Below are 15,206 nucleotides of genomic sequence, written 5' to 3' on the forward strand. Positions count from 1 at the left end.
GAAGCAGCAGACCCCGCGGGACGAAGACCGCGAGAAGATCCTGACCGCGGGCTGACCGCCCGGCGGCCGCGACGCGGGCCGGGCGCCGGGACGCGAGGTCCGGCGCCGGCCCGCCGGGATCAGCGCGGGACGACCCGCTCGATGGACCATTCGCGCCAGCCGTCGAGCCGGTCCGAGGCCGCCTGCAGCTGGTCCGCCACCGGGCCCGGGCCCGTCGAGCCCGCCGTCGTCCGGGCCGCCAGCGCCGAGCGGACGCTGAGCACCTCGCGGACCGCCGGGTCCAGGTGCTCGCTCACCGTCTTCAGGTCGTCGTCCGAGACGTCCTCCAGCTCGCACTCGCGGGCCGCGCACAGCGCCACCAGGCGCCCGGTGATCTCGTGGGCGTCGCGGAACGGGACGTGCCTGCGCACCAGCCAGTCCGCCACCTCCGTGGCCAGCGAGAAGCCGACCGGTGCCGCCGCCGCGAGCCGGTCGACGCGTACCGTCATCGTCGAGATCATGCCCGCCAGGGCGGGCAGCAGCAGCTGCAGCGTGTCGATCGCGTCGAAGGCCGGTTCCTTGTCCTCCTGCATGTCGCGGTCGTAGGTCAGCGGCAGGCCCTTCAGCATGGTCAGCACCGTGACCAGGCCGCCGATCAGCCGGCCCGCCTTGCCCCGGGCCAGCTCCGCGATGTCCGCGTTCTTCTTCTGCGGCATGATCGACGAGCCGGTCGCGAATGCGTCGTCCAGGATCACCCAGCTGAACTCCTGCGAGGTCCAGAGCACGACCTCCTCGCCGAGGCGGGACAGGTGCACGCCGATCAGGCTGGTGATGAAGAGGAACTCGGCGACGAAGTCGCGGTCCGAGACCGCGTCCATCGAGTTCTGCGCCGGGGCCTTGAAGCCCAGTTCCTTCGCCACCGCGCCCGGGTCCAGCGGCAGCGACGAGCCCGCGAGCGCGCCCGAGCCGAGCGGGGAGATCGCCGTGCGCTCGTCCCAGTCGCGCAGCCGGTCCAGGTCGCGCAGCAACGGCTGCACGTGCGCCAGCAGCCAGTGGCCGAAGCTCACCGGCTGGGCGTGCTGCAGGTGGGTCATGCCCGGCGCGGGCGTGTCGACGTGCCGGCCCGCCTGCTCCATCAGCGCGTCCGCCAGCTCGACGACCGCGGCCGCCACGCCGCGGGCGTGGTCGCGCAGGTACATGCGCAGGTCGGTGGCGACCTGGTCGTTGCGGGAGCGGCCCGCGCGCAGCTTGCCGCCGAGCGCGCCGAGGCGCTCCAGCAGCCCCCGCTCCAGCGCGGTGTGCACGTCCTCGTCCTCGACGGTCGGGCGGAACTCCCCCGCCGCGCACGCCGACTCCAGGTCGTCCAACGCGGCCAGCATCTGGCCCAGTTCGCCGGCGTCCAGCAGGCCGGCACCGGCCAGCACGCGGGCGTGCGCCCGGGACGCGGCCAGGTCGTATGGTGCCAGGCGCCAGTCGAAATGGACGCTCACGCTCAGGCGGGCCAGGGCGTCCGCCGGTCCGCCGGCGAAACGGCCACCCCACAGCCTGGTCGGACCTTCGGTCTCCGGCACGTGCTCGCTCCTCAAGATCGGTGTTACTCGGTCGAAATGACCTTACCGACGGGCGGTAATCTCGCCCGCATGACGCTTGACCTGCACGACGATGTCGTCGCCCTCACCCGCGCGCTCTGTGACATCCCCTCGGTGAGTGGGGACGAGGCCCCGATCGCGGACGCCGTCGAGGCCTCGCTGCGCAAGCTCGGCCACCTCGAGGTGCTGCGCGACGGCGACGCCGTCGTCGCCCGCACCGGCCTGGGCCGGGCCCGGCGGGTCGTACTCGCCGGTCACCTCGACACCGTGCCGATCAAGGACAACCTGCCGACCTGGATCACCGGCACCGGCGCGGACGAGATCCTGCACGGCCGCGGCACCGTCGACATGAAGGGCGGCGTCGCCGCCCAGCTGCGCATCGCCGCGACCGTTCCCGAGCCCCGCAACGACCTCACCTTCGTGTTCTACGACAACGAGGAGGTCGCCTCGGTGCGTAACGGCCTCGGCCGCCTCGTGCGCAACCACCCCGACTGGCTGGCCGGCGACTTCGCCATCCTCGGCGAGCCGTCCAACGGCACGGTCGAGGGCGGCTGCCAGGGCACGATGCGCGTGCGCATCACCCTGGCGGGCCGGGCCGCGCACGCCGCCCGGTCGTGGCGCGGCGTCAACGCCGTACACGCCGCCGGCGACGTGCTCGCGATCCTCAACGCCTACGAGCCGCGGACCGTCGAGGTCGACGGCCTCGAGTACCGCGAGGGCCTCAACGCCGTCAACATCTCCGGCGGCATCGCCGGCAACGTGATCCCGGACCAGTGCGTGATCGACATCAACCACCGCTTCGCGCCCGACCGCGACATTCCCACCGCCCTCGCCCACCTGCAAGAGGTGTTCGCCGGCTACGAGCTCGAGGTACGTGACCAGGCCTCCGGCGCGCGCCCCGGCCTGGACCAGCCCGCGGCGGCCGAGTTCCTGGCCGCGGTGGGCCGGCCGCCCGCGCCGAAGTTCGGCTGGACGGACGTGGCCCGCTTCGCGAGCCTGGGCATCCCGGCCGTCAACTACGGGCCGGGCGACCCGCTGCTGGCGCACACCGACGAGGAGCACCTGCCGACGGCGGACCTCCGCGAGTGCGAACGGGTGCTCGCCGCCTGGCTGCGCTGACACGGCTCAGGGCTTCCGCGGCTCGCCCAGGCCGGCGTTCTCGGCGATGGCGCCCGGGATCGCGTACATGTGCGCGAACGCCCGGGCCTGCTCGCCGGTCCACAGCGACGAGCCGTAGCCGTAGACCACGCCCTGGCGGGTGGCGGCGTCGAGCAGGCTGTACGGGCTGCGGCTGCCGAGCGGGATCACGTTGCCCTTCTGCAGCCGCACCCGCACCTCGCCGGTGACCCGGGACTGGCTGGAGTCCAGGAACGCCCGCAGGTCGTCCAGGATCGGGTCGTAGTAGACGGCCTCGTGCAGGAGGTCGCCGTACGTGGTGCCCAGGGTGGCCTTGGTCGCCTGCTGCCGGTTGCTGAGCACCAGGCGCTCCAGCTCGCGGTGCGCGGCGATCAGCGTGAGCATGCCGGGCGCCTCGAAGCCGACCCGGGCCAGGTTGCCGACCATGGTGGTGCCCATGTGGATGCCGCGGCCGACGCCGTGCTCGGCGGCGAGCACGTTGAGCGAACGCAGGATCGCGTAGTTGGGCGCGTCCGGGCCGGTGCCCTCGATCGGGGTGCCGTCGAGCGTGGTGGCCGAGGTCACCTCGCCGCGTTCGAAGCCGAGGATCAGCTCGATGCCGTCCTCGGGCGCGTCCTTGATCGCCTTGGTGCTCTCCCACGCGTCCTCGGGCAGGTAGTCCCAGGAGCCGTAGGTCTCCTTGCCGCCGATCGACGTGCCGATCAGGCCCTCGTTGATCGAGTACGTGGTGACCTTGTCGCTGGTCTCGAAGCCGTGCTGCCGCAGGAAGTCCCGCTCGAACTCGCGGGTCAGCCGGTCGTCACGGATCGGGGTGATGATCTCCAGCTGCGGCGCGAGCGCGCGGATCACCGAGTCGTAGCGCACGTGGTCGGCGCCGGCGCCGGTGGATCCGTGCGCGATCGCGTCCGCGCCGTTGTCCAGGGCGCACTGTACGACCTTCTCCGCCTGCACCAGGCGCTCCGCGCCGACGCAGGACGGGTAGCCGCCGTTGCGCAGGTAGTTCGCCTTGATCGCGTACGTGACCACGCGCGAGTAGAGCTCCTCGCGGGCGTCGATGACGAAGTGCCTGCCCGCGCCGAGCTCCTCCGCGCGGGCCCGGACGGCGTCGCCCTCTCCGCTGTGCAGGCCGCCGGTGTCGATGTTGGCGGTGAGCACCTCCCAGCCCTGCTCGCGCAGCCAGACCAGGGCGTACGAGGTGTCGAGGCCGCCGGAGAAGGCAAGGACGATCTTGCGCTTGGACATCAGTGATTCCTTATCAGGACGCGGGGATCTCGAGGATGGGCACGTACGTCGTCCCCTCCCGGACGAGGTGGCCGGGTGCCAGCACGTAGAACGTGGACTCCCGGGCCTCGATGGCCTTCTGCATGGCGCGCTGCCGCTCGTAGTCGAACGGGTCGAGCAGGAACGTCGGCGCCGGCTCCGGCGCGGTCACCGGCACGGTGAAGTCGTTCTCGTAGACGAACGAGCCCGGCGAGGTGTGGAACGGCACGGTGGCGACCATGATGCGCAGCCGGCCGAAGCGGGTGTGCACCCGCAGCGCGCTGTTGTCGTACTGGGTGACGCCGTCGAGCTTCTCCGCCTGGTACGCCGAGAGCGCCAGCGCCTTGAGCGCGCGGCCCAGGCCGACGTTTGTCATCACCGACCACAGTGACCAGCCGACCCAGGTGCCCGGCGCCGCGCTCGGCGCCGCGCAGTAGCCGCCGATCGGGATCGGGCCGTTGTAGTCGCTCTGCTTCGCCCGCTCGAAGACGGCACGCAGGTGGCGCTTCGCGTCCTCGTCGAAGGCGCTGGTCTCGAGGATCTCGGTGAACGACGACTGCGGCAGGGCGGCGATGACCGCGGCCGAGGGCATCAGGATCAAATCGACCATCACCCACTGCGGCATCGGGATGCCCCGGTCGCCGAACGCGATGCCGTTGATCACGTTGAACAGGTTGAGGAACTCGCCGGTGTCCCAGCCCTTGTCGGCCGTGTCGGTGAAGTCCAGCCAGGTGAGCTTGTGTCCGTACGGCGCCTCGTTGAGGAACGGGCGCAGCGACTCGTTGGACGCCAGGTAGAACTCGAGGCCGTGTCCGAGCAGCTTCTGCATGTTGTCGGCGAAGCCGGGAAAATGGGCCTCGACGGCGGGCCGAGAGGTCACGGTTGGCTTCCTTCCTGCGGGTCGGCACGGCTCCAGGCCGTGAGCTTCTCGGCGAGCGCGGCGCCCGGCCCGTCGCCGGAGTCACGCGCCACCACGAGGATGGTGTCGTCGCCGGCGATGGTGCCGACGACGTCCGGCAGGCCCGAGCGGTCGAGGGCGCTGGCCAGGAACTGCGCGGCGCCGGGCGGCACCCGCAGCACGACGAGGTTGCCGCTGACGTCGACCGAGTTGAGCAGTTCCCGCAGCAGCCGGACGAGCCGGGCGGGCGCCTGCTCCACCGGGCGCAGCGCGGGCAGCCCGTCCTCGGGGATGACGTAGACCCCGCCGACCTTGACGGCACGCAGTTCCTCAAGGTCGCGCGACAGCGTCGCCTGGGTGACCTGTACGCCGTCGAGACCGAGCAGGTCGGCGAGCTCGGTCTGCGAGCGGACGGCCTTGTCCCGGATCAGGTCGACGATGCGCGCGTGCCGCGCGGCACGGGTGCCCGGCCCGGTCATTACTCGGCGGCCAATAGCCAGGCGAGCAGCGCTTTCTGCGCGTGCAGGCGGTTCTCGGCCTGGTCGAAGACCGCGCTCTGCGCGCCGTCCATCACCTCGTCGGTGATCTCGTCACCGCGGTGGGCGGGCAGGCAGTGCAGCACGATCGCGTCGGCCGCGGCGGCGGCGACCAGCTCCTTGTTGATCTGGTACGGCCGGAACGGCGTCCGCCGGTCGATGCCGTCGTCCTCCATCCCCATCGAGGTCCACGCGTCGGTGGCGAGCACGTGCGCGCCGGCGGCGGCCTGGTAGGGGTCGCGCAGCACGCGGACCGAGCCGCCGGTGGTGGCGGCGATCTCGGTGGCCCGCGCCACCACCTCCGGGTCCGGGTCGAAACCCTCCGGGCCGGCGACCCGTACGCGCATGCCCGCGGTCGCCCCGGCCAGCAGGTACGAATGGGCCATGTTGTTCGCGGCGTCGCCGACGTAGGCGAGCGTGCGGCCGGCCGTGCCGCCGAACCGCTCGCGGATCGTCTGCAGGTCGGCCAGCAGCTGACACGGGTGGAAGCCGTCGGTCAGCGCGTTGACCACCGGCACCCGCACGTCCGAGGCGAGCTCGGCCAGCCGCTCGTCGCCGGAGGTGCGGAAGACGATGGCGGACACATACCGGGAAACGACCCGGCCCGCGTCCAGCAGCGACTCGCCGCGGCCGAAGTGGGTGGCCTGGGTGTCCACGACGATCGCGTGGCCGCCCAGCTCGGCGATGCCGGCCTCGAACGACAGCCGGGTACGCAGGCTGACCTTGTCGAAGAAGACCGCCACCGACTGCGGCCCGGCGAGGGGCCGGTACGCGAACCGGTCGGCCTTCATCGCCGCGGCGAGGTCGAGCACCGCGGCCTGCTCGGCCGGGGACAGGTCGTCGTCGCGCAGGAAGTGCCGGGTCATGAGAGTGCCTCCCCCAGTGCCGTCACGAACGCCTCGGCCTGCGCCGTGGTCAGGATCAGCGGCGGCGCGAGCCGGATGACGTCCGGCTGGATCGGGTTGACCAGGAATCCCGCGTCCCGCAGCGACGCCCCGAGCTCCGCGGCGACCGGCTCGTTGAGGACGATGCCGAGCAGCAGGCCCGCGCCCCGTACGCCGGCGATCTTCGGGTGGCCGAGCCCCTCGACGCCGTGCCGGATCAGCTCGCCGACCCGCTTGACGTGGTCGAGCAGGCCCTCGCCGGCGATGGTCCGGATCACGGCGAGGCCGGCCGCGCAGCTGATCGGGTTGCCGCCGAAGGTGGTGCCGTGCGAGCCCGGCCCGAACAGGTCGGCGGCCGCGCCGAACGCGATGCACGCGCCGATCGGCAGCCCGCCGCCGAGGCCCTTGGCCAGGGTGACGACGTCCGGCTCGATGCCCTCGCTCTGGTGGTGGAACCAGTGCCCGGTGCGGCCGATGCCGGTCTGCACCTCGTCGAGCACGAGCAGCGCGCCGGTGGCCGTGCAGATCTCCCGGGCCGCGGCGAGGTATCCGGGCGGCGGCACGACCACGCCCATCTCGCCCTGTATCGGCTCGAGGATGACCATGGCGGTCTCGTCGGTGACGGCGGCACGCAGGGCCTCGCTGTCGCCGTACGGGACATGGGTGACCTCGCCGGGCAGCGGCCGGAAGGGTTCCCGCTTGCCCGGCTGGCCCGTCAGGGCCAGGGCGCCCATCGTGCGGCCGTGGAATCCGCCCTCGGCCGCCACCACGTGGGTCCGGCCGGTGAGCCGGGACAGCTTGAACGCGGCCTCGTTCGCCTCGGCGCCCGAGTTGCCGAAGATGACCCGGCCGGGGCGCCCGGCGAGGACCAGCAGCAGCTCGGCCAGGGCCAGCGGCGGCTCGGCGATGTAGAGGTTGGAGACGTGGCCCAGCGTGGCGACCTGCTGGGAGACGGCGGCGACGATGGCCGGGTGTGAGTGGCCGAGCGCATTGACGGCGATGCCGCCGAGCATGTCGACGTACTCCTTGCCGTCCTCGCCGACCACGACGGACCCGGACCCGGCGATCAGGCCGAGCGACGGCGTCCCGTAGTTGTTCATCATGCTCTGCGACCAGCGGTCAGTGAACGTGGTCATGCGGGAGTCACCATCGTGCCGATTCCTTCCGAGGTGAAAACTTCGAGCAGCGTCGAGTGCGGTACCCGGCCGTCGACCACGTGTGCCGCGGGCACGCCGCCCTGCACGGCGCGCAGGCAGGCCTCCATCTTCGGCACCATCCCGGACTGGAGGCTGGGCAGCAGCTTCTCCAGGGCGTCGGTGTCGATCCGGGAGGTGAGCGTGGAGGTGTCGGGCCAGTTCGTGTAGAGGCCGGGCACGTCGGTGAGCACGACCAGCTTGCGGGCGCCGAGCGCGACGGCCAGTGCGGCCGCGGCGGTGTCTGCGTTGACGTTGTGCACGACGCCGTCGGCGTCCGGCGCGACGGTGGCGACGACCGGGATGCGCCCGGCGGCGATCAGGTCGTCGACGGCCGAGGTGTCGACGTGCGCGACGTCGCCGACCTGGCCGATGTCGACCGGCTCGCCGTCGATCACCGCGTGCCGGCGCACGGCGGTGAAGAGCCGGGCGTCCTCGCCGGAGAGCCCGACGGCGAACGGGCCGTGCTCGTTGATCAGCCCGACGAGCTCCCGGCCGACCTGGCCGACCAGGACCATCCGCACCACGTCCATGGCCTCGGGGGTGGTGACCCGCAGGCCGCCGCGGAACTCGCTCTCGATGCCCAGCCGGCCCAGCATCGACGAGATCTGCGGCCCGCCGCCGTGCACCACGACCGGCCGGATCCCGGCGTAGCGCAGGAAGACCATGTCGGCGGCGAAGGCGCGCTGCAGCTCCGGGTCGATCATCGCGTTGCCGCCGTACTTGATGACGACGGTGCTGCCGTGGAACCGCTCGAGCCACGGCAGCGCCTCGATCAGCGTGGCGGCCTTCTCGTTCGGGGTCACGACGAGTACGCCGAGTTCTCGTGCACGTAGGCGTGCGACAGGTCGGTGGTCCAGATGGTCGCGGACATCTCACCCTCGTGCAGGTGCACGGTGATGGTGACGTCGCGGCCGGCGAGGTCCACCTTGGACCGGTCCTCGGCCGCCGCGCCGCCCCGGCACACCCACACGCCGTTGACGGCGACGTCGACGCGGTCCGGCGCGAACGCCGCCTGCGTGGTGCCGACCGCGGCGAGGATGCGGCCCCAGTTCGGGTCGTTGCCGAACAGCGCCGTCTTGACCAGGTTGTTGCGGGCGATCGTGCGGCCGACCTCGACCGCGTCGCTCTCGGTGGCGGCGCCGAGCACCTCGATGGCGATGTGCTTGGTCGCGCCCTCGGCGTCGGCGATGAGCTGCTGCGCCAGGTCGTGGCAGACGGCGGTGACCGCGGCGGTCAGCTCCTCCTGCGTCGGCTGCACGTCGGAGGCGCCGCTGGCGAGCAGCAGCACGGTGTCGTTGGTGGACATGCAGCCGTCGGCGTCGATCCGGTCGAAGGTGAGCCGGGTGGCCTCGCGCAGCGCCGCGTCCAGCGACTCGGAGCCGGCGACCGCGTCGGTGGTGAGCACGACGAGCATCGTGGCCATGGCGGGCGCGAGCATGCCCGCGCCCTTGGCCATCCCGCCGATCGACCAGCGGTCGCCGGAGAACACGGCGTTCTTGGCCACCGTGTCGGTGGTCATGATCGCGGTCGCGGCGGCCGTACCGCCGTCGGTCTTGAGGGCCTTGACGGCGGCGTTCACCCCGGGCAGCAGCTTGTCCATCGGCAGCAGCTCGCCGATCAGGCCGGTCGAGCAGACCGCGATGTCGCCGGGGCCGACGAGCAGCGGCTTGGAGCCGCCGCGCAGCACGGCGGCGGTGTGCTCGGCGGTCGCGTGGGTGTCCCGGAAGCCCTGCGTACCGGTGCAGGCGTTGGCGCCGCCCGAGTTGAGCACGACGGCACGCACCACGCCGCCCTTGAGGACCTGCTGGCTCCACATGACGGGGGCGGCCTTGACCCGGTTGGCGGTGAAGACGCCGGCCACGGTGGCGTCCGGCCCGTCGTTGACGACGAGCGCGACGTCGAGACCGCCGTCGCTCTTGAGCCCGGCGGCGACGCCGCTGGCCCGGAAACCCTTGGGGGTGGTGACAGTCATGGTGCGACTCCGAATACCGAGAGGCCCGTCGTCTCCGGCAGGCCGAGCATGAGGTTGGCGCATTGCACGGCCTGGCCGGCGGCACCCTTGCCGAGGTTGTCCAGCGCGCTGACGACGACGATCCGGCCGGAGTCGACGTCGAGGGTGGCCTGTAGGTGGCAGGAGTTGGAGCCGGCGGTGGCCGCGGTGTGCGGCCAGGTGCCGGCCGGGAGGACGTGCACGAACGGCTCGTCCGCGTAGGCGGCGGCCAGGATCTCGCGGGGGTCGGCGTCGCCGAGCGGCTTCGCGGTGACCGTCGCGAGGATGCCGCGGGGCATCGGTGCGAGCACCGGGGTCATCGACAGCGAGGTCGCGCCGCTGGCCTGCTTGATCTCGGGAACGTGCTGGTGCGCGCCGACCTTGTAGGGCGACAGGTCGCCCATCACCTCGCTGGCGAGCAGGCTCACCTTCGCCGAGCGGCCCGCGCCGGACGTGCCGGAGGCGGCGACGACCACGACGTCGGCCGGGTCGGCGGCGCCCGCGGCGATCAGCGGTGCCAGGGCGAGGGTGATCGTGGCCGCGTAGCAGCCGGTGTTCGCCACCCGGTCGCTCGCGGCGATCGCGGCCCGGTGCCCCGGCAGCTCCGGCAGGCCGTAGGTCCAGGTGCCGGCGTGCGTGCCGCCGTAGTAGCGGTCCCACGCGCCGGCGTCCCGCAGCCGGAAGTCGGCGCCCAGGTCGACGACCTTCACCCCGTCGGGCAGCCGCGCGGCCAGGGCCGCCGACTGCCCGTGCGGCAGGGCGAGAAAGACCAGATCGGCGTCGGCCAGGCCGGCGGCGTCGGTCGCGCCGAGGACCAGGTCCAGGCCCGCGAGCTGCGGGTGTACGGCGGACACGGGCTTGCCGGCGCTGCTGTGCGCGGTGGCGGCGACGAGGTCGAGCTCGGGGTGCCCGGCGATCAGGCGCAGCAGCTCGCCCCCGGCGTACCCGCTCGCCCCGGCGACGGCGACCCTGATTCCCATACTTACCTCCGCATGACTATGCAGCGAACCGTATCAACGCGCATAGCCATGCGGCAAGTTCATATATTTATGCAGTCACCCGGTCGGGGCCGCGAACCGGGCGGCCGGCACCGGAACGCACAAATTCGCTCCCGTTCGCTCCGGTTCCGGTACTGATTGACCAAAGATCCGACCCCGGGGGGCGCCGGTACCGGTTCCGGCTTGTGCGACACTTCCGAACGTTTACCGATGTGTTGCGTTCCAAGGACCGTGTGTCGCGCGGTCGATCCGGAGGAGACTCGTGGCCGCTGACGACCCTTACCGCGATCCCAGCCTGTCCGTTGAGCAGCGCGTCGACGATCTCCTGGGCCGGATGACCCTGCCCGAGAAGGTCGGCCAGATGCTGCAGCTCGACGCGCGGCAGGACCTGAAGGACACGGTCGGCACCCGGCTGGCGGGCTCGATCCTGCACGCCTCCCCGCAGCGCATGCTCGAGGCCGTCGACCTGGCCGCGGGCACCCGGCTCGGCATACCGCTGATCACCGCCGAGGACTGCATACACGGGCACGGCTTCTGGCCCGGCGCGACCGTCTTCCCCACCCAGCTCGCGATGGCGGCGAGCTGGGACGCGGAACTGGTCGAGCGGGTCGCCCGGGTCACCGCCGTCGAGGTCTCCGCGACCGGCATCCACTGGACCTTCTCCCCCGTCCTGTGCATCGCGCGCGACCTGCGCTGGGGCCGCCTGGACGAGACCTTCGGGGAGGACCCCTTCCTGATCGGCGAGCTCGGCGCCGCGATGGTCCGCGGGTACCAGGGCAGCGGCCTCGCCGACCCGACCGCGATCCTGGCCTCGGCCAAACACTTCGCCGGCTATTCGGAGACACAGGGCGGCCGCGACGCCAGCGAGGCCGACCTGAGCCCCCGCAAGCTGCGGTCCTGGTTCCTGCCGCCGTTCGAGCGGGTCGCCCGCGAGGGCTGCCGCACGTTCATGCTCGGCTACCAGTCGATCGACGGCGTGCCGATCACCCTGAACCGGTGGCTGCTGCACGACGTCCTCAAGCGGGAGTGGGGCTTCACCGGCACGCTGGTCACCGACTGGGACAACGTCGGGCGGATGGTCTGGGAGCAGCAGGTCTGCGCCGACCTGGTCGAGGCCGCGGCGAGCGCGGTGCGCGCCGGCAACGACCTGGTGATGACCACGCCGGGCTTCTTCGAGGGCGCGCAGACCGCCGTCGAGCGGGGCCTGATCGCCGAGGAGGAGATCGACGCCGCGGTCCGGCGGATCCTGCGGCTCAAGTTCGAGCTCGGGCTCTTCGAGAACCCGCGGGCGCCCGACGCCGCACGGCAGGCCGCCGTGATCGGGCACGCCGACCACGCCGCGCTCAACCTCGAGGTGGCCCGCCGCTCGCTGGTGCTGCTCACCAACGACGGCACGCTGCCGCTGGCCGGCGGCCTGACACCGGGCGACGACGGCCGGGCGACGTGCACCGGCGCCCCGCGGACGATCGCGGTCATCGGCCCGAACGCCGACGCACCGCAGTCCCAGCTCGGCGACTGGGCCGGCGCGTCCGGCCAGGTCGACTGGATGCCCGAGGGCCAGCCCCGCGAGCTGATCGAGACCGTGCTGGACGGCTTCCGGGCCGTCGCCCCGGCCGGCTGGAGCATCACGACCGCGCTCGGCGCCGAGATCGAGCGCCTCGTGCCCGACCCGGCCGGCGCCGCCTACCCGGACGGGCAACCCCGGCCGCCGATCTCCGAGCCGGCCACCGCCGACCCGGCGCTGATCGCCGAGGCCGTCGCCGTCGCCCGCGCCGCCGACTACGCGGTCGTGGTCGTCGGCGACACCGTCGCGCTGACCGGCGAGAGCAAGTCCACCGCGACCCTGGAGCTGCAGGGTGGCCAGATCGCGCTGCTCGACGCGCTCGCCGGGACGGACACCCCGGTCGTGCTGGTGCTGCTCAACTCGAAGCCGGCCGCGCTGCCCCCGTCCGCGCTGGGCGCGGCCGCGATCGTGCAGGCGTTCAACCCCGGCATGCGCGGCGGCCGGGCCCTGGCCGAGCTGCTGCTCGGCCTCATCGAGCCGACCGGCCGGATGCCCGTCTCGGCGGCCCGGCACGTCGGCCAGCAGCCGGTCTACTACAACCAGGTCCGCGGCCAGCACGGCACCCGCTACGCGGACCTGACGCAGGACCCGCTCTTCGCCTTCGGCCAGGGCCTGAGCTACACCACCGTCGAGTACTCGGACCTGAGCATCGCCGAGCCCGACGTGACGCCGACGGGCGTCGTGCGGGCGAGCGTACGGCTGACCAACACCGGCACCCGGCCGGCGCTGGAGACCGTGCAGGTGTACGTCAGCGACCTGGTCACCAGCGTCACCTGGGCGGCCCGGGAGCTCAAGGCGTACCGGCAGGTGCCGGTGGCGGCCGGCGAGAGCGTCGTCGTGTCGATCGAGGTGCCGGCGGCCGAGTGCTCCCTGGTCACCGCGGACGCCCGCCGGGTCGTGGAGCCGGGCGACTTCGACCTGCTGGTCGGCCCGGACTCGCGCCCGGAGAGCCTGATCGGCGCCCGCTTCCGGATCGGCTGAGGCGACGCGGGCCGGAGGATACTGCTCGGCAGGCTCGGTGGAGAGGGGATCGGCATGGCCCGGATCGACGCCGTCGTGCACGAGCCCGAGCACTCCTGGCGGAAAACCTCGCCGTAACGATGGCGATCTAGTCTCCGGGCATGGTGGATCCGGCCGCGCTGCACGTGAGGAGCCTGGGCGAGCCGCGCATCCCCTCGCCGCTGGGCGCGCTGGTCAACCGGCGGGGCACCACCGAGCACTACGTCGACGAGTCCGACCGGGTGCTCCTCGACGACACGGTCGCGATGATCGCCGCGCGCGGGCCCGACCTGCCGAGCTTCGAGCCGGGCGGCCCGCGCCGGAGGATCTACTTCGACCCGTCGAAGATCCGCGCCGGGATCGTCACCTGCGGTGGCCTCTGCCCCGGACTCAACGACGTGATCCGCGGCCTGGTCCTGTCGCTGAACAACCAGTACGGCGTCTCGCGCATCGTCGGCTTCCGCAACGGCTTCCAGGGACTCGCGCCGGGGCACGGGCGCGGCGTCGTCGAGCTGACCCCGGACAGCGTCGCGTACGTCAACGAGCACGGCGGCACCGTCCTCGGCACCTCGCGCGGCAACCAGGACCCGGAGGGGATCGTCGACTGCCTCGAGCAGCTGGGTGTCAACGTCCTGTTCGTAGTCGGCGGGGACGGCTCGATGCGCGGCGCCCGGCTGATCTCGGCGACGATCGCCGCGCGGGACCGCCGGATCGCGGTGGTCGGCGTGCCCAAGACCATCGACAACGACATCCCGTACATCGGGCAGAGCTTCGGCTTCCAGACCGCGTTCACAAAGGCCGCCGAGTCGATCCGCGCCGCGCACGTCGAGGCCGCCGCGCAGCCCTCCGGTGTCGGGCTGGTGCAGCTGATGGGCCGGCACAGCGGCTTCATCGCCTGCTACGCCGCGCTGGCCAACAACGACGCCGACTACGTGCTGATCCCCGAGGTGCCCTTCGCCATGGACGGCTTCCTGCCGGCGCTGCGCCGCCGGGTCGCCGACCGCGGGCATGCGCTGGTCGTGGTCGCGGAGGGCACCGGCCAGGAGTATCTGCGGGACGCGCCGCCGCGCCTCGACGCCTCCGGCAACCGCAAGCTGGGCGACTTCGGGCTGTACCTGCGCGACCGCATCCTAGACGACTTCGCGGCGGCCGCGCGGGAGGTCAACCTCAAGTACATCGACCCGAGCTACGCGATCCGCAGCGTGCCCGCCAACCCGTACGACAGCGGGTACTGCCTGCGGCTCGCGCAGGCCGCGGTGCACGCGGCGATGGCCGGGCGCACCGAGCTGGTGGTGGGCACCTGGCGCGGGCGGTTCGTGCACGTACCGATCCCGCTGGCCGTCTCCGGCCGCAACCGGGTCGACCCGGGCGGCGACCTGTGGCTGTCGGTGCTCGAGGCGACCGGCCAGCCGCCGGACTTCACCGTCGGCTGAGATTCACCCGCGCTGTTGACGCAGGCTGACAGGGTGACGCACATGGTCAGGATCAGAGCGTGGTTCAAGCGGATCGTGGTGGCGGGTGCACTCTGCGTGGCCGCGGCGGTGCTCGCGATGGCCGCCGGCGACCTGTGGGTGCGCGCCGGGGCCTCCGGCCACGTATACAGCGCGGCGGACGTCCCGGCCGCGCCGGTCGCGCTCGTGCTCGGCTCCGAGGTCTACCCGGACGGCAGCCCGTCGCCGTTCCTCGCCGCCCGGCTGGAGATCGCCCGGCAGCTGCTCGTCACCGGCAAGGTCAAGGCGATCCTCGTCTCCGGCGACCACATGGACTGGGGCTACAACGAGCCCGGCGCAATGTTCCGGTGGCTGATCGACCGCGGCGTGCCGAGCCAGCGGGTGGTGCTGGACCACGCGGGCTTCGACACCTACGACTCGTGCGCCCGGGCCAAAAAGGTCTTCGGGGTCGGCGAGGCGATCGTGGTGACCCAGAGCTACCACATCGACCGGGCGGTGGCGCTGTGCCGGCGCCTCGGCGTGGACGCCAGCGGCATCGGCGACGACAGCGTGCGGATCTACGCCGAGCCGTGGCGCAAGTGCGTCATCCGCGAGCGCGGCGCGGTGGTCAAGGCCCTGACCGACGTGGTCTCGGGCCGCGACCCGGTCTTCCTCGGCCCGCTGGAGCCGGGCGTCGGCTCGGCCCTCGCGAGCGGCTGAGGTGCGGCTGCCCGTACCGGGCCGGG

The 15,206-nt window shown here is 72.6% G+C and carries 13 protein-coding genes; 4 read left to right on the top strand and 9 right to left on the bottom strand.

The window, feature by feature from the left end; all coding sequences use genetic code 11:
• Positions 1-119: 119 nt before the first annotated feature.
• Positions 120-1,550 (bottom strand): argininosuccinate lyase, encoded by a 1,431-nt coding sequence (gene argH, locus AB0B58_RS30850; RefSeq protein WP_360230673.1) that lies wholly within the window; start codon positions 1,548-1,550, stop codon positions 120-122.
• A 69-nt stretch (positions 1,551-1,619) separates the two neighbouring features.
• Here argH and dapE point away from each other — a divergent pair, with 69 nt between their 5' ends.
• Positions 1,620-2,687, top strand: a complete 1,068-nt coding sequence (gene dapE, locus AB0B58_RS30855) for a succinyl-diaminopimelate desuccinylase (protein WP_360230675.1) — start codon at positions 1,620-1,622, stop codon at positions 2,685-2,687.
• Positions 2,688-2,693: 6 nt separating this feature from the next.
• Here dapE and argG read toward each other — a convergent pair whose 3' ends face one another.
• Genes argG through argC form a run of 8 tightly spaced genes read right to left on the bottom strand, consistent with a single transcriptional unit; the run spans position 2,694 to position 10,449 of the window.
• Positions 2,694-3,947 (bottom strand): argininosuccinate synthase, encoded by a 1,254-nt coding sequence (gene argG, locus AB0B58_RS30860; RefSeq protein ID WP_360230677.1) that lies wholly within the window; start codon positions 3,945-3,947, stop codon positions 2,694-2,696.
• A gap of 13 nt (positions 3,948-3,960) precedes the next feature.
• Positions 3,961-4,845 (bottom strand): hypothetical protein, encoded by an 885-nt coding sequence (locus tag AB0B58_RS30865; RefSeq protein ID WP_360230679.1) that lies wholly within the window; start codon positions 4,843-4,845, stop codon positions 3,961-3,963.
• Positions 4,842-5,342, bottom strand: a complete 501-nt coding sequence (locus AB0B58_RS30870) for an arginine repressor (RefSeq protein WP_360230681.1) — start codon at positions 5,340-5,342, stop codon at positions 4,842-4,844. The genes AB0B58_RS30865 and AB0B58_RS30870 overlap by 4 nt, the downstream gene beginning before the upstream one ends.
• Positions 5,342-6,265, bottom strand: coding sequence for an ornithine carbamoyltransferase (gene argF / locus AB0B58_RS30875; protein WP_360230683.1), 924 nt, complete (start codon positions 6,263-6,265; stop codon positions 5,342-5,344). Before argF ends, AB0B58_RS30870 begins: the two co-directional genes overlap by 1 nt.
• Positions 6,262-7,419: an acetylornithine transaminase gene (locus tag AB0B58_RS30880; protein ID WP_360230685.1), complete on the bottom strand. Its 1,158-nt coding sequence runs from the start codon at positions 7,417-7,419 to the stop codon at positions 6,262-6,264. The genes argF and AB0B58_RS30880 overlap by 4 nt, the downstream gene beginning before the upstream one ends.
• On the bottom strand, positions 7,416-8,282 hold the full coding sequence (argB, locus tag AB0B58_RS30885) for an acetylglutamate kinase (protein ID WP_360230687.1): 867 nt from the start codon (positions 8,280-8,282) through the stop codon (positions 7,416-7,418). Before argB ends, AB0B58_RS30880 begins: the two co-directional genes overlap by 4 nt.
• Positions 8,279-9,451 carry a bifunctional glutamate N-acetyltransferase/amino-acid acetyltransferase ArgJ gene (gene argJ, locus AB0B58_RS30890; RefSeq protein ID WP_360230689.1) on the bottom strand — a complete coding sequence of 391 codons (1,173 nt, stop codon included), beginning with the start codon at positions 9,449-9,451 and terminating at the stop codon, positions 8,279-8,281. The genes argB and argJ overlap by 4 nt, the downstream gene beginning before the upstream one ends.
• On the bottom strand, positions 9,448-10,449 hold the full coding sequence (argC, locus tag AB0B58_RS30895) for an N-acetyl-gamma-glutamyl-phosphate reductase (protein WP_360230691.1): 1,002 nt from the start codon (positions 10,447-10,449) through the stop codon (positions 9,448-9,450). The genes argJ and argC overlap by 4 nt, the downstream gene beginning before the upstream one ends.
• A 280-nt stretch (positions 10,450-10,729) precedes the next feature.
• On the opposite strand from argC, the gene AB0B58_RS30900 reads away from it, so the two are divergent.
• From AB0B58_RS30900 to AB0B58_RS30910, 3 genes are all read left to right on the top strand, one after another.
• Positions 10,730-13,012: a glycoside hydrolase family 3 N-terminal domain-containing protein gene (locus AB0B58_RS30900; protein WP_360230693.1), complete on the top strand. Its 2,283-nt coding sequence runs from the start codon at positions 10,730-10,732 to the stop codon at positions 13,010-13,012.
• 140 nt (positions 13,013-13,152) lie between these two features.
• Positions 13,153-14,463, top strand: a complete 1,311-nt coding sequence (locus tag AB0B58_RS30905) for an ATP-dependent 6-phosphofructokinase (protein ID WP_360230695.1) — start codon at positions 13,153-13,155, stop codon at positions 14,461-14,463.
• Between the two features lie 42 nt (positions 14,464-14,505).
• A complete protein-coding gene (locus AB0B58_RS30910) occupies positions 14,506-15,180 on the top strand; it encodes an ElyC/SanA/YdcF family protein (protein WP_360230697.1) in 675 nt (224 codons plus the stop codon).
• Positions 15,181-15,206: the final 26 nt, after the last annotated feature.

The sequence above is a fragment of the Actinoplanes sp. NPDC049118 genome, assembly GCF_040648555.1.
Classification (GTDB): domain Bacteria; phylum Actinomycetota; class Actinomycetes; order Mycobacteriales; family Micromonosporaceae; genus Actinoplanes.

What these genes read in the sequence shown, in the direction of transcription:
- dapE (WP_360230675.1), top strand. Translation starts at nt 1,620, where the DNA reads ATGACGCTTGACCTGCACGACGATGTCGTCGCCCTCACCCGCGCGCTC.
- argJ (WP_360230689.1), bottom strand. Translation starts at nt 9,451, where the DNA reads ATGACTGTCACCACCCCCAAGGGTTTCCGGGCCAGCGGCGTCGCCGCC.
- AB0B58_RS30910 (WP_360230697.1), top strand. Translation starts at nt 14,506, where the DNA reads ATGGTCAGGATCAGAGCGTGGTTCAAGCGGATCGTGGTGGCGGGTGCA.
- argF (WP_360230683.1), bottom strand. Translation starts at nt 6,265, where the DNA reads ATGACCCGGCACTTCCTGCGCGACGACGACCTGTCCCCGGCCGAGCAG.
- argC (WP_360230691.1), bottom strand. Translation starts at nt 10,449, where the DNA reads ATGGGAATCAGGGTCGCCGTCGCCGGGGCGAGCGGGTACGCCGGGGGC.
- AB0B58_RS30880 (WP_360230685.1), bottom strand. Translation starts at nt 7,419, where the DNA reads ATGACCACGTTCACTGACCGCTGGTCGCAGAGCATGATGAACAACTAC.
- AB0B58_RS30870 (WP_360230681.1), bottom strand. Translation starts at nt 5,342, where the DNA reads ATGACCGGGCCGGGCACCCGTGCCGCGCGGCACGCGCGCATCGTCGAC.
- AB0B58_RS30905 (WP_360230695.1), top strand. Translation starts at nt 13,153, where the DNA reads ATGGTGGATCCGGCCGCGCTGCACGTGAGGAGCCTGGGCGAGCCGCGC.
- argG (WP_360230677.1), bottom strand. Translation starts at nt 3,947, where the DNA reads ATGTCCAAGCGCAAGATCGTCCTTGCCTTCTCCGGCGGCCTCGACACC.